We start from the raw sequence: 12,697 nt of genomic DNA, 5'->3' as shown, positions 1-12,697 counted from the left end.
CCGGAACCCGGAAGATGCTGTTCGGTGCGAGAGTCAGGCTCGCCCGGATACGACTCGACGAGTCGATTCGGAAGGCAGCCGAACTGCGCTGGCCGGAGCATCGCGACCAAGCCATTCACGCCGTCTCAGTCCATCTGCCGGTCGATGTGGTGGACGGCGTCCGGTGATAGCAGGCAGCCGGTGGGTAGCTCCACCCAGCCGTTTCCGAGCAGTCGGACAACTCCCTCGTGTAGCACGGTTTTACCCTCCATGTCGGCGTAAACGATGGCCTCTTCGAACGTTCGGGACGCTCCAGTTATCTCTTCGAGATCGAAGGGGGGTCTGGCGAGATGACCATACGTAGGCTTCGAACGCGAGCAAAAAAGCGTTCTGTACCCTGTAGGTAGTGCGCCCGGAGCGGGACGTTTAGGACGGAGCCGTCCCAACCGACGGGTATGCCGAGTGCGGGGGACGCTACGCTGCCCGGCGTCGACGACGAGCCGCCGGATCAGATCGTTCTCCACGTCGACATGGACTGTTTCTATGCCGCCTGCGAGCGCCTGCGCGAACCGGAGCTAGAGGGCGAACCGCTCGTCGTCGGGATGGGCTACGAACCTGGCGACGACATCGGGGCCGTCGCGACGGCGAGTTACGAGGCCCGCGAGCACGGCATCGAGAGCGCACAGGCGATATCGACCGCGCTCGATCGGCTCCCCCGCCTCGACGAGGGGAGCGACGAACCTGCGGAGGGGCCCGCAGGCTACTACCGCACCGTCGATCTGGAGTTCTATCAGTCCATCGCGGCAGACGTCAAGGAGATACTCCACGACTGCGCCGACGTGGTCCGCGAGGTGAGCATCGACGAGGCGTATCTGGACGTCACAGATCGCACCGCCTGGGAGGTCGCCGAAGGCTTCGGTCGCCACGTCAAAAACCGGATCGAGCGCGAGGTCGGCGTAGTCGCCAGCGTCGGCGTTGCGCCCACGCTAAGCGCCGCGAAAGTCGCCAGCGACCGCGACAAGCCGGACGGGCTCGTCGTCGTCGAACCGGGCGAAGTGGCGGACTTTTTCGCCCCGCTGTCGGTCGAGGAGGTCCACGGCGTCGGTCCCGTTACCGCCCGATCGCTCCGCGGAATGGGGATCGAGACCGCTGGCGATCTGACGACCGCGGATCCACACGCGCTAACCGATGCCTTCGGTGATCGCGGGCGAGAGCTGTACGACCGCGCACGGGGCGCAGATACTCGCCCGGTAACCCCGACCGGCGATCCCAAGAGCCTCTCGCGCGAATCGGCGTTCGCCGACGCCGTCGAGGACCCGGAGCGAAAGCGCGAGCAGGTGCGCGCCCTCGCCGGCGCGGTCGCTGACCGCGCTCGAAGCAGGGGCGCGCTCTACCGAACTATCGGCGTCAAAGCCGTCACGCCGCCGTACGATGTCAATACGCGCGAGCGCTCCCTGCCGGGGCCCATCGACGATCCGGACCTCGTCGAACGGATCGCACTGGAACAGATCACCGAGTTCGACGACGCCGCAGTCCGAAAAGTCGGCGTGCGCGTCTCGAACCTGGAGTTCCCGAGCGGCGAGCAGGCGCGACTAAGTGGCTGGGACGCCGACAGCGACGGCGGCACCGACGCGGAACCGACGGATGACGGGGGACGGACCGAGGAGCCATCACCGGGAGAGGAGTCGGGACAGTCGTCGCTGGCTGATTTCTCCGATCTCTCGTAATCAGCATCCCCGGTGAGGTTTCAGTGAGAGTATATTTTCCCGGATGCAGGCGGGTGCACAGGGTCGATCAGACGGCAAAGTGATATAATGCCCACCGTTGCTCCGGGTATTTGCCTCGAAAATAGTATAAACTTGCGCCTCATTTGCCGCAAGTGACCGCCGTTATATGACGAGAGATTTTTACGAACTGCTCGGCGTCGACGAGGACGCCTCGAAAGACGAGATCCGGGACGCGTTCCGGGAGATGGTCCAGGAGTACCATCCGGACCGCAACGACGACCCGCGCGCGACCGCCCAGTTTACGGCTCTGCGGAAGGCTTACGACACGCTCAAGGATCCCTCCGAGCGTCAGTCGTACGACCGACTGGGCCATACGGATTACGTCGCCAAACGGCTCGACGGGATTCCCGAGCCGAGTAGTTGGCCCTCCAACGACGACGAAGCGGAGTCGTCGGGGTCGGCAGGTAGTTCGAGCGGGGCTTCTGACTCCGGAGCGACGACCGGAAGCAGTTCGCAAACGAGTACCAGTTCGAGCACCGGTTCGACGCGCTCGGGGACATCGACTGCCGGGTCGACGACCGGTAGCAGTGCGTCGAACAGTTCGACCCGCAGATCAGCAGGCAGTTCTACCAGCACGTCGAGTAGCCGGACCACTTCGTCCTCGACCCGGACGAGTAGTTCGGCATCCAATAGCAGTGGATCGTCCAGCGGTTCAAGCCGTTCGTCCGGGAGTTCCGGATCGTCCAGCCGTTCATCCGGGAGTTCCGGGTCGTCCAGTCCCTCCTCGAGCAGTTCCCGAACGTCCAATCGCACCTCGTCGCGAACGAGCAGTTCGGGGGCGTCCAGTAGCGGGTCGGGACCGTCGAACCGCTCGGCCGGGTCGTCGGCCTCGTCGAGTACGAACACAGGCGGATCGACGTCCCGGAACCGAACCACTGCAGGAGCGACGGGCGGCACTGGCTCCGCGACAGGTGGCGAAACCGCCTCTACAGCAGGAGGGGCCGGCGCGTCGGCGAGTACGAACACCGGCGGGGCGACGGCAACCGACGGCGCGGCAGAAAGCGACACGTCCGGATCGGCCTCGGGCCTCCTGTTCGGCAACCCGATCGCCCGATGGATCGGGGCGAAACGCCTCGGCTGGCGGGCGATCATCGCCGCGTTCGGTCTGTATCTAGCCGGGCTTGCACACTACGGCTACCAGAACGCGGTCAGTATCGAGGAACTCGCAATCGAACTCAGAGCGGCAGGCACCGATACGGCCGCCTTACAGGCACTGCTCACCGAGTACACGACTGCCTACGGCATCACCTCGGCGTGGGAGTACGTCTACGCGACCGAAGTCGCGGAGATAGGGCCAAGCGCCGTCCTTGCGCTCGGCGTCGTGGTCATGCCGCTGGTGTTCTTCCTCGCGATCCGGAGAACGCGCCAACATCGCGGCCGTAATCTCTCGTACGTGTTCGCGCTCGCGGTGTTCGCACCGCTGGCCGCACTCGTCGGGAACGCCGCACTCGGCACGCTACCGCTTTACGTCGATCTACTCGGCTATCTGCTGGTGCCGGTGCTGGCCGGGGTGTTCCTCATCGGGAGACGGTTCGTCTGGACGCCGTTCCGTCGGTTACTCGCCTGAGTCGTTCCCCGCGTCGACGTTTCGCTTTGCGTAAACAAACACCGGGAGAGCGATCAGAATCCAGACGACAGCACCGACCCGGATCGCAAACTCCACTCGGACACCCCACGTCGGCAGGGTGTACGGGACCGAGAGGAGGGCGACGACCGGCGCGCCGACGACGATAGTGAGCACGAAGGTGGTCTGCATCACCCATCCGTAGTCGACGCCCTCGGGATCGCTGGTCTCGACTGGCTCTGGCACGCCTCCCGGTTACGACCCAAACATAAAGTAGTATCCGGATTTGACCGGTGACGAGCGGTTTCTCGAACGGATTCCCACTGGACAGGAATGCACTCACTCGTTTATACTGCGTCGCTCGTTAGACTGTCGTATGGCTGTTGGGTCTCCGTCCGACGAAGAAGAATCCGTCATTCCGCCCGTAGAGGACCGTGACCTACGGGTCGTCCTCGAGATCGAACGTGGTGGTGCCTGTGTGATGGACGCGATCGAGGAGGACGTCATCGACATCGACGTCCGTCTCGATCAGGAGCACTGCAACCTCGATATCGCGGTTCGCGACGACGACGACGAGAGCGTCTGCACGAAACACACCTCGAACGAAATCTGTGACCACTGTCCCGGCAAAGTGTTCTCGGAGTACGGCTGTCTTCCGCGCTATCTTGAGGTCGGGGACGGCGAGTTCGTCATGGAGACGTACGTCTCCGATACCGAGACGGTTGCCGAGATCGTCGCGGAGGTCCGGGAGGCCTGCACGCGCGTCTCGGTGCGTAGCATCGTCTCGACCGACGGATCCGAGGTCAAAGAACTCTGTTCTGTCGATATTTCGGAACTGACCGCCAAGCAGCGAGAGGCAGTGAACGTCGCCCAGGAGTTGGGCTACTACGATTCGGACTCGTCGATTCCGCTCGACGCGATCGCGGACGAACTCGGCATCTCCCTATCGGCGACGTCACAGCGACTCCGACGTGCCGAGTCGAACGTCGTCCGGCAGCTCTCCTGTGACTGCTCGTGCTGGGAGGCGTGACCAGCCACGGCATTGCAACCTCTATTATACTGACCCCTATATAAAATCCGAATTGATCCCGGGATATCCTCAACGACCCCCATCGTGTAGTCACGGGTATGGACCGAAAACTCGATCGACGGCGGTTCGTACAGATTACTGGCGCGGCCGGTCTCGGCGCGCTCGCCGGGTGTCTCGGTGACGACGAGCCGGCGGCCGAAAACGGCGACGAGAACGGGATGGAAAACGGCGACGAATCGGAAAACGGGCCGGAAGAAGAGGAGACAGAGGAGGACATTCCGGATCCGACGGCGACGGACAACGCGTTGATCGAACCCGCGACGCTGAAAGAGTGGCAAGACGTTGGGCTGGTTAACCTCGGCCAGCTGGACGTCCGCGAGCGGGTCGTCGTCTTGCGCGTCTGGGATACCGAAACCTACGATGACGGTCACGTTCCGGGGGCGCTCAAGTGGGGTCCAAACGAGTTCCACGCCGCTCGCGTGGAGGGGCTGGGCGAGGTCGCTCCGATGGTCCCGAACGGTGCGCAGATGGACGCGGTGTTACAGCGTAGCGGCGTCTGTCCCAAGACGACGATCGTCCTCTCGGGGCCGAGCTCGCTCCGGACGGCGAGGGCCTACTGGACGCTCCGCTACTGGGGTTTCCCCCGCGAGCGAGTCAAAGTCCTCAACGGGGGCTACGCCGGGTACGGCGAAGAGTACGAGCTCGAAACCGGCGGCGAACCCGACGCGCCGTCCGCGACGTTTAGCGTGCAGGCCAACAGTGAGCTGAACAACGACGACCGGCTCGGCATCGCCCAGATGATCCAGCGCGTCGACCTCAAACACGAGGGCGAGCGCGACGACGTATTCCTCGACAACCGGCCGGATCCGGGCGCGACGATCTCGACCGCGACCGTCGACGATCCGGGGAACTATAACGAGGGCGACAGCTACTCGACGAAGTTCGCCGAGGGGGGGGACTGGAAGGATGCCGACGCGATCGAATCCCACGTCTTCGGCCTCGAGGGCGTCGAGGACGGTGATACGATCGTCACGTACTGCGGGAGCGGCTACCGTGCGTCGATGGGATATTTCGCCCTCGACGGGATTCTGGGCTACGACGACGTCGTCGTCTACGACGGTTCGTTCTCCAGACAGTGGGCCCAGTACGACGGGAACAACACGGAGGGTAACGTCCCGCCGGAGAAGTGGCGCGTCGACGTTAACGACCGGACGGACGGCGATACCGGCGATAGCGACCTGGAGATCGTCGTCGACGAGATCCCCGAACTCGCGTCCGCTGGTGCGAACCAGATCGAGGCGGCCGATGCCGCATACATGGCCGGCGACGAGATGGAGACCGACGACGGGGGCGACGGGGGCGACGGAGGCGGCGACTGGGGCTGTAGCTCGGTCGCGACGCCGACGCTCTGAGTCCGGACCTGAAGGGCTATCGCCGTCAGCGCGCAACACTCTCTTTTGATCGGCCGATCCGATGGTTCGTCCGGCACGTCCGGGATTCACCAGCATATAAAACCTGAATAGATCCCGAGGACGACCTATGCGGTCTAGAACCGTGGTTCCTATTGTGAGCACTCCATGAGCCCAGAAAACCAACAGGATCCACTCGAGGCGCTGTCCGCCCTTGGAACCGATCCCGAAGAGAGCGAATACGATCAGGAGCTCGGCCGGCAGGTCGGCATCGACGCGATGCGCGTCGCGAACGGCGAACTCACCGAGACGGAGTTCCACGAAAAGTACGACAAACGACTCCGCGAGGAGTTCGGCGACGACTACACGCCAGCGGAGGTGATCGCGGATGAGTAGCGAGGACGGGAGCGGACTGACCCGTCGAAACCTGCTGAAGACCGGCGCGGCCGCCGCAGGGGCCGCCGCACTCGGTGGCTGTCTGGATAGCGCGCCCGGGCTGGCAAGTACGGATCGGTCTGCGACACCGGTCGCGGACGCCGACACCGCCTTCGGCAACTGCTGGATGTGCTGTCACAACTGTGCCCAGGAAGTCAAAGTCAACGACGATACCGTCGTCGGAATCACTGGCGTCGACGGTAACCCCCGGGGGAGCGCAGGTCCCGGCACAAACGGAACGCTCTGTCCGAAGGGGCTAGCCCAGCTCGACAAGACTCACGACCCCGACCGGATCAAACAGCCCTACATCCGAGAGGACGGCGAGCTACGGGAAGCGACCTGGGACGAGGCCTTCGAGTACACAGCCGAACGGCTTCAGGAGTTCGACGAGGAACACGGTGCGGAGACGTTCCTCGACGCCGGAAGCTGGGCGGAGACGCCGATCTTCCGGACGATCTGGCGCGACCTCTACGGCACGCCCGAACGGATCGGCCGGGGAGTCCACGTCTGTGCCGGGCCGACGTTCGTCACCGGCGGGATGATGGGCGTCGGTTCGAACAACCGGGTTCCCGACTACCAGAACTCCGAGTATCTCATCATGTGGGGTCGGAACCCGCTTGGCTCCTTTGCCGGGCAGTTCGAGGCGAAAGGCGTCCTCGAAGCCATCGAGAAGAACGACGCGACGCTAGTAACGATCGACCCCCAGTACACCGAGACGGCCGAGAAGTCCGACGAATGGCTCCCGATCGAGCCCCGAACCGACGGCGCGCTGGCGCTGGCGATAGCACACGTCATCATCCAGGAGGGTCGCCTCGATCTGGAGTTCGTACAGGAGCACACCCACGGCTTCGAGGCCTACCGGGAGTCTGTCGCGGACAAGACGCCCGAGTGGGCCGCGGAGATCACCGGGATCGATGCCGACAAGATCCGAGAGATCGCCCGCGGCTTCGCCGAGGCAGCCCCGGCAGCGGGAATCTCGGTCTGGACCGGAACGGCCCAGATGGGCAACGGCTGGAAGGCTACCCAGAACATCACCGCGCTGAACGGGCTAGTCGGCAACATCGACCGCCCCGGCGGCCTCCGACTGTGGAAGAGTACGCCCACGGCGGATCCGTTCGAGGTCTGCGAATGGACGCCCGACGAGAAAGGGACCCAGGCGACGATCGGTGTCGACCTGCCGAACAACGCCGCGGGCAAAGAGCCGGCCCTCCACAAGTACGAGGAGTACGAGGAGTACCCGTTTCGGCACATCGAAGGGATCGCCCACAATCTCGTCCCCGAGATGGTCGAGAACGACCACATCAACGGCATCTACTGCCACCACGACATGCCGCTGAAAGACGGCAACGCCGAGGCGTGGCTCGATGCCCTCGACGAGATGGATCTGGTGATCGCCGTCGACGCCTACTGGAACGGCGTCACGCGCAACGCCGACGTCGTCTTCGCCGACGCGACCCAACTGGAGAAAGACACTGTCGGCACCGGTTCCTGGAGCGCCTACCCCGAACACCAGTGGGTCGTCGGCGGGAAAGCCGCCGTCGAACCACAGTTCAACACCAAACCGGACTGGGAGATCCTGACTGGCATCGCCGAGGCGATGGGCTGGGGCGAGAACTTCCCGTGGGACGACCACGAGGAGTTCATCGACGATCAGCTACAGGCGGTCGATCTTACCCTCGAAGAGCTCGACAGCGGCGACAAGAACTACGAACTCGTCGGCGAGTACGGCTACGAGCAATGGCGCGACGAGGACGGCCCGGCGTTCAGCTTCGATCTGGACCAGATACCGCCGTTCGTGCAGGCTGCCGAGGAGGCGGGAATGGATACGGCTCCCGAGTGGCAGCCTCCGGGGACCTACGGCGACGAACTCGACGAGGAGTACCCGCTGGAGTTCTACGACATCCGATCGGTGTTCTTCTCACACGGTAGCGATCAGGGGATCGACCGGTGTCTGGACCAGTTCGCCCGGAAGAACGAACTCGAAGACGAGGACTACCGCGGCAACTATCTGCACCTCAATCCCGAGGACGCCGAGGAACGCGGCATCGAGACCGGTGACATGGTGACCGTCGAATCAGAGACGGGCGGAGGAGAGTTGATGGCACACGTCACCGAGACAATCAAGCCGGGCATTGTTACCGCCGAGTACGGCTTCGGCGAGGGATCGGCACAGGAGGATTACGAGGGGATGAACACCATGAAACTACACGCCAAACAGATGGACCCGATTACCGGACAGCCGGACAGACACATCGCAGTCGACGTCACCAGCGGAGGTGAGTAACGATGGGTGAACAGTGGGCGTTCTACTTCGACGCGAACAAATGTATCGGCTGTCATGCCTGTTCGGTCTCGTGCAAGCAACGCCACGACCGCGATTCGGATCAGGACGAGTGGCGGACGGTCCGTAACGTCGAGCGCGGGGAGTTCCCCGATGTAAGCTCGATGCCCATCTCGATGTCGTGTATGCACTGTACCGACGCGCCGTGCGAGAAGGTGTGTCCGTGTAACTCGATCGAAAAGCGCGAGGAAGACGGTATCGTCACCGTCGACCGGGACAGCTGTATCGGCTGTCACTACTGTGCATGGGCGTGTCCGTACGGTGCACCGACCTACGACGATGGCGGCACCATGTCGAAGTGCAACCTGTGTCTCGGAGAGGGGCCCGGTGGCGGCCACGACATGCCTCCTCGGGAGGAACAAGAAGACGGCGGCTCGACGCCCGCATGCGTCGACAACTGTGTCGGCGGTGCGATCAAGGCCGGACCGGTTAGCGAACTGAAAGCCGAAGCGTCGACGGAGGCTATCGAACGGTTCGCCTCTCAACCGGCGAACGTTATCGTCGAGGCGGACCAGGACGACGACGAAGCCGGTGCAGTGACCTACGAGGTGTAGTCGATCATGACTGCACCGGAACTCTACTGGCTCGACGCGGGCCACTGGGACGTGTTCGTCGCGATCTACCTCTTCCTCGGGGGGCTCTCGGGCGGGGCGTTCCTGGTCGCATCTCTCGCGGAAGTGATTGGGTCACGTAGCGGCTACGAGGGGTACGAGTACGTCACGAAGTGGGGTTTTCTCACTTCTTTCCTGACGATCGCCGCGGGGTCGATCACCCTGCTGTTGCACCTCTCCGGCCCCTTCCTCAGGGCGTTTACGTTCCCGGTCCAGTTCACCAACTGGAGTTCGTGGATGGCGATCGGGACCTGGGTGATCGTGATCTTCAGCTTCCTCGTCATGTTCCGGGCCATCTGGGCCACGTTCGGAACAGAAGCGACGGACGACCCCAGTGGACTCCCGCGACACGTCGTGGCACGGACCGGGTTCGAGGGCTACATCGATCGTGCTGCCGACACGACGCGCCCGACCGGCCTCGCCGCCGTCGCCGTGCAGGTGATCGGCATCGTCCTCGCCGTGTTGCTGATCGTCTACACGGCACTGCTGCTGAGCGACGTCGGCTGGAACGTGCCGCTGTGGAACCCGAACATCCTCCCGTTGCTGTTCCTGGCGAGCGGGTTCTCGGCGGGTATCGCGGCGGTTCTGATGCTCTCGCAGCTAGCCAGCGACATAGACAGCCATCTCGTCCATCGGTTTAGCATCCTCGACGACGCGATTATCATCGTCGAGATTGTGGTGCTGGCGGCGTTGCTGTACACGCTGTCTACGGGCGGGCAGCAGACACCGAGACGTACGCCAGCCTCACGGAGGGGTACGGTCTCCTGCTGTGGGTGGGCGTGCTCGGCCTCGGACTGGTGGTTCCGCTCGTTATCTCGGGCGCCCAGCAGGTCGTCGAGTTCCTCCGCGAAGAGAACGTGTTGATGACCAAACGGATCTGTACGACGAAGTTCGGGCTGGTTATCGCCGGATCGTTCATGCTACGATTTGTGATAATCTACGCGGCGATCCACCAGCCAGTCTACGTCGGATAAGCAACTACACAAACGATGAACGACGACCACACCCGCCTCTACGCCACGCTTGCGACGTGTTTCCAGCATCCGGACGAAGCGTTCGTTGACGCGGTCCGGAACGGAACGCTCGGGACGATCGTCGCAGAGTGTGCAGCATCGTTACCGATTGACAGCGTCGACGCACCGCCCCGGTTCGAAGATATTGCCCGGGCCCGCAGGGTATCTCCGGACCTTCAGAGCGTTCGAAGGCGAGTACGCTCCCCCGCCGAATCCGCCTACGAAGAGTGGTGGGACGGCACCGAACGCGGCATCCTCTCGGGACCGCCGGCGAGCGACATGAAGAGTCGATACGACGCGCTTGACGCCGCGGTTCCTCCGGAGTATCCAGCCGATCACGTCTCCCTGCTGCTGGAGTACGCGAGTCTGTTGCTGGAAGCAGAGCAACACGAGGGGTATGCCAACTTTCACGAAGCCCACTTCGACTGGATCCCCGCGTTTCGCGAGCGCGTCGAGGCGACTTCGGACTCAGGGTTTTATCTGTGGGCCGTCCGGACGCTCGATTCGGTCGTCCAAGCGATGGGCGAACGATACGCCGAGTGATCGAGGGATCACACCAGCGGCTGAGCGAGGATGTAGCCCGCGATCCCGATCGGAATCAGCCCGACAGCACGGGCAAGCCATGCCTGTTGCTCCGTAAGCACCTGGTCCTCGCCATACTCGCCGTGCCGGCCTGTGGTGGGCCCCTGTGCGAAAAACTGCAGTCTGACCACTGCGTTCGGCGCGACGACGAGCGCGAGGCCGAGGCCGAACGCCAGCACGGCCGCAAGAATCTCCCGGACTCCGTACATACGGCCGGGTTCGGAACGGGTGGGTATAAATATCCGACATCGTGGCCGGCCGTCCTCGCCGATGTCGGGCTATTGATCTTCCCACGCCATTTATTTGCTCCATCACCAACCACCCTGTATGGGACTGACCGTGCAGGACATCCGCGCCCGGGCGGGCGAGGAGCCGATTACGATGCTGACAGCGTACGACGCACCGACCGCAGAGTTGATCGACGAACGAGGCGTCGACGTGATACTGGTCGGCGACAGCATGGGCAACGCCGTACTGGGCTACGACTCCACGTTGCCGGTAACGGTCGACGAGGTAGCGAGCCGAACCGCCGCCGTGGCCAGGGGCGCTGAAGAGGCACTGGTCGTCGCGGATATGCCCTTCCTCAGCTACGGCACCGATCGGCAGACGAGCATCGAGAACGCCGGTCGGATGCTCAAGGAGGCCCACGCAGATGCGGTCAAACTCGAATGCGGCGAACACACCGTCGAACTGACCGAGCGACTCCACCAACTGGGAATCCCGGTCATGGCGCATCTGGGGTTGACGCCACAGCGCATCAACGAACTCGGCGGCTACACTCAGCAGGGTTCGGATCCAGAAGCCGCCCAGGAGATCATCGACCTCGCACACGCCCACGAGGAAGCGGGCGCGTTCTCGCTGGTGCTAGAGCACGTCCCGGCGAATCTGGCAGAGACGGTCACCGACGAACTGGAGATACCGACCATCGGCATCGGGGCCGGCCCGGCAACCGACGGGCAGGTACTGGTGTTCAACGACGCCATCGGCCTCGGCGAGTGGTCGCCGCCCTTCGCGGAGCAGTTCGGCGACGTCCGAGCGGAGATGCAGTCGGCAATCGATAGCTACGTCGAAGCGGTGTTGGAGGGTGAGTTCCCGGCAGAGGAGCATAGTCAGTACTCGGAGGAACTCGACGATCTATACTAATCGAGCGAACCGCTCTCCGCTAGCCCGTCGACGAACCGTTCGAGTGCGGTGTTGAAAGCGTCCGGCCGTTCGAGCATCGAGAGGTGGGCCGCATCTTCGATGATTGCTCGTGCGGCGTCGGGCAACTCCTCGGCGAGATACCCGTGGTAGCGCGGCGGCGTCAACTGGTCGTGCTCGCCGTAGATTGTAAGCGATGGCACGTCGGTCTCTTCTAACTGATCGCGAACGTCGAACGTGTGGCAGGTCCGAAAGTCCCGTTTCGTGATCTCACGGCCGACCTCCATCATGGCCGCCGCCGACGCCGACCGTAGTTCCTCGTCGGGGTCGTAGAACAATCGCCCGTCCGCGTGGAGGAACTCGACGGCACGCTCGAAGTCGTCGTCAGCCAACCAGCAAGTCCTCGAGCACGGCGAGTTTCGCGCCGGTCCCAGTCAGCACGAGCGCTCCGGGGTCGTAATCGCGTTCGAGCGCCATATGCAACAGGACGGCACCGCCAAGCGAGTTCCCGACCAGCACGTCCGCGTCGGTCTCCTGTGCGATAGCGACGACATCGCTGGCATAGACCGAGAGCGTCTCGTAGCCGGCGCCAACGTCGGCGTCCTCCGACTCGCCGTGGCCGCTGAGGTCCATCGTTACGACCTCGTACCGATCCGCGAGCGTTCGCTGTTGCCGCCAGATATCGCTCGTCGCACCGCTACCGTGCACGAACAGGACCGTCGGGCCGTCGCCACCGCGGTCGGTCCGCCGATATGCCGTCGTCCGACCGTGGTGTGTGTACGTTTCCATACTACATGTTGACCGCA

General features: G+C 63.6%; 13 protein-coding genes and 3 pseudogenes. 11 read left to right on the top strand and 5 right to left on the bottom strand.

All coding sequences use genetic code 11. The features are described from left to right. Positions 1 to 125: 125 nt before the first annotated feature. Positions 126 to 251, bottom strand: a complete 126-nt coding sequence (locus ACFQL3_RS06380) for a hypothetical protein (protein WP_377057149.1) — start codon at positions 249 to 251, stop codon at positions 126 to 128. A gap of 183 nt (positions 252 to 434) precedes the next feature. On the opposite strand from ACFQL3_RS06380, the gene dinB reads away from it, so the two are divergent. Both dinB and ACFQL3_RS06370 read left to right on the top strand, forming a co-directional pair. Continuing rightward, positions 435 to 1,706 carry a DNA polymerase IV gene (gene dinB / locus ACFQL3_RS06375; protein ID WP_377052450.1) on the top strand — a complete coding sequence of 424 codons (1,272 nt, stop codon included), beginning with the start codon at positions 435 to 437 and terminating at the stop codon, positions 1,704 to 1,706. 166 nt (positions 1,707 to 1,872) lie between these two features. Continuing rightward, positions 1,873 to 2,007: pseudogene (locus ACFQL3_RS06370) on the top strand (DnaJ domain-containing protein); the annotation flags it as partial. A 77-nt stretch (positions 2,008 to 2,084) separates the two neighbouring features. Here ACFQL3_RS06370 and ACFQL3_RS06365 read toward each other — a convergent pair. Beyond that, positions 2,085 to 2,807 carry a hypothetical protein gene (locus tag ACFQL3_RS06365; RefSeq protein ID WP_377057147.1) on the bottom strand — a complete coding sequence of 241 codons (723 nt, stop codon included), beginning with the start codon at positions 2,805 to 2,807 and terminating at the stop codon, positions 2,085 to 2,087. Between the two features lie 286 nt (positions 2,808 to 3,093). On the opposite strand from ACFQL3_RS06365, the gene ACFQL3_RS06360 reads away from it, so the two are divergent. Beyond that, positions 3,094 to 3,333, top strand: coding sequence for a hypothetical protein (locus ACFQL3_RS06360; RefSeq protein WP_377057145.1), 240 nt, complete (start codon positions 3,094 to 3,096; stop codon positions 3,331 to 3,333). Here ACFQL3_RS06360 and ACFQL3_RS06355 read toward each other — a convergent pair. Next, positions 3,322 to 3,576, bottom strand: a complete 255-nt coding sequence (locus tag ACFQL3_RS06355) for a DUF5822 domain-containing protein (RefSeq protein ID WP_377051077.1) — start codon at positions 3,574 to 3,576, stop codon at positions 3,322 to 3,324. The genes ACFQL3_RS06360 and ACFQL3_RS06355 overlap by 12 nt on opposite strands. A 130-nt stretch (positions 3,577 to 3,706) precedes the next feature. Between ACFQL3_RS06355 and ACFQL3_RS06350 the strand changes: the two genes are divergently transcribed. From ACFQL3_RS06350 to ACFQL3_RS06320, 7 genes and pseudogenes are all read left to right on the top strand, one after another. Next, positions 3,707 to 4,360: a helix-turn-helix domain-containing protein gene (locus tag ACFQL3_RS06350; RefSeq protein WP_377051079.1), complete on the top strand. Its 654-nt coding sequence runs from the start codon at positions 3,707 to 3,709 to the stop codon at positions 4,358 to 4,360. A gap of 98 nt (positions 4,361 to 4,458) precedes the next feature. After that, entirely contained in the window at positions 4,459 to 5,772 is a 1,314-nt protein-coding gene (gene extH / locus ACFQL3_RS06345; RefSeq protein WP_377052448.1) for a selenite/tellurite reduction operon rhodanese-like protein ExtH, read from the top strand. 165 nt (positions 5,773 to 5,937) lie between these two features. Beyond that, the gene (locus tag ACFQL3_RS06340; protein WP_377051083.1) at positions 5,938 to 6,165 is read left to right on the top strand and encodes a 4Fe-4S ferredoxin N-terminal domain-containing protein; all 228 of its coding nucleotides are present in this window, start codon (positions 5,938 to 5,940) and stop codon (positions 6,163 to 6,165) included. Beyond that, positions 6,158 to 8,488: a molybdopterin-containing oxidoreductase family protein gene (locus ACFQL3_RS06335; RefSeq protein WP_377052446.1), complete on the top strand. Its 2,331-nt coding sequence runs from the start codon at positions 6,158 to 6,160 to the stop codon at positions 8,486 to 8,488. Before ACFQL3_RS06340 ends, ACFQL3_RS06335 begins: the two co-directional genes overlap by 8 nt. 2 nt (positions 8,489 to 8,490) lie before the next feature. Beyond that, positions 8,491 to 9,099, top strand: a complete 609-nt coding sequence (locus ACFQL3_RS06330) for a 4Fe-4S dicluster domain-containing protein (RefSeq protein WP_377051087.1) — start codon at positions 8,491 to 8,493, stop codon at positions 9,097 to 9,099. Between the two features lie 6 nt (positions 9,100 to 9,105). After that, a pseudogene (gene nrfD, locus ACFQL3_RS06325) lies at positions 9,106 to 10,130 on the top strand (NrfD/PsrC family molybdoenzyme membrane anchor subunit). 15 nt (positions 10,131 to 10,145) lie between these two features. Next, positions 10,146 to 10,712, top strand: a complete 567-nt coding sequence (locus tag ACFQL3_RS06320; protein WP_377052444.1) for a molecular chaperone TorD family protein — start codon at positions 10,146 to 10,148, stop codon at positions 10,710 to 10,712. Between the two features lie 8 nt (positions 10,713 to 10,720). Here ACFQL3_RS06320 and ACFQL3_RS06315 read toward each other — a convergent pair whose 3' ends face one another. After that, a complete protein-coding gene (locus ACFQL3_RS06315) occupies positions 10,721 to 10,960 on the bottom strand; it encodes a hypothetical protein (protein ID WP_377051099.1) in 240 nt (79 codons plus the stop codon). A 118-nt stretch (positions 10,961 to 11,078) separates the two neighbouring features. On the opposite strand from ACFQL3_RS06315, the gene panB reads away from it, so the two are divergent. Further along, on the top strand, positions 11,079 to 11,894 hold the full coding sequence (gene panB / locus ACFQL3_RS06310) for a 3-methyl-2-oxobutanoate hydroxymethyltransferase (protein WP_377052442.1): 816 nt from the start codon (positions 11,079 to 11,081) through the stop codon (positions 11,892 to 11,894). On the opposite strand, the pseudogene ACFQL3_RS06305 reads toward panB, so the two are convergent. Continuing rightward, a pseudogene (locus tag ACFQL3_RS06305) lies at positions 11,891 to 12,680 on the bottom strand (alpha/beta fold hydrolase). The gene panB and the pseudogene ACFQL3_RS06305 overlap by 4 nt on opposite strands. Positions 12,681 to 12,697: the final 17 nt, after the last annotated feature.

It is taken from the genome of Natronoarchaeum sp. GCM10025321, assembly GCF_042663585.1.
In the GTDB taxonomy this organism is placed as follows: Archaea; Halobacteriota; Halobacteria; order Halobacteriales; family Natronoarchaeaceae; genus Natranaeroarchaeum.
This window is presented reverse-complemented; position numbering and strand designations above follow the sequence as displayed.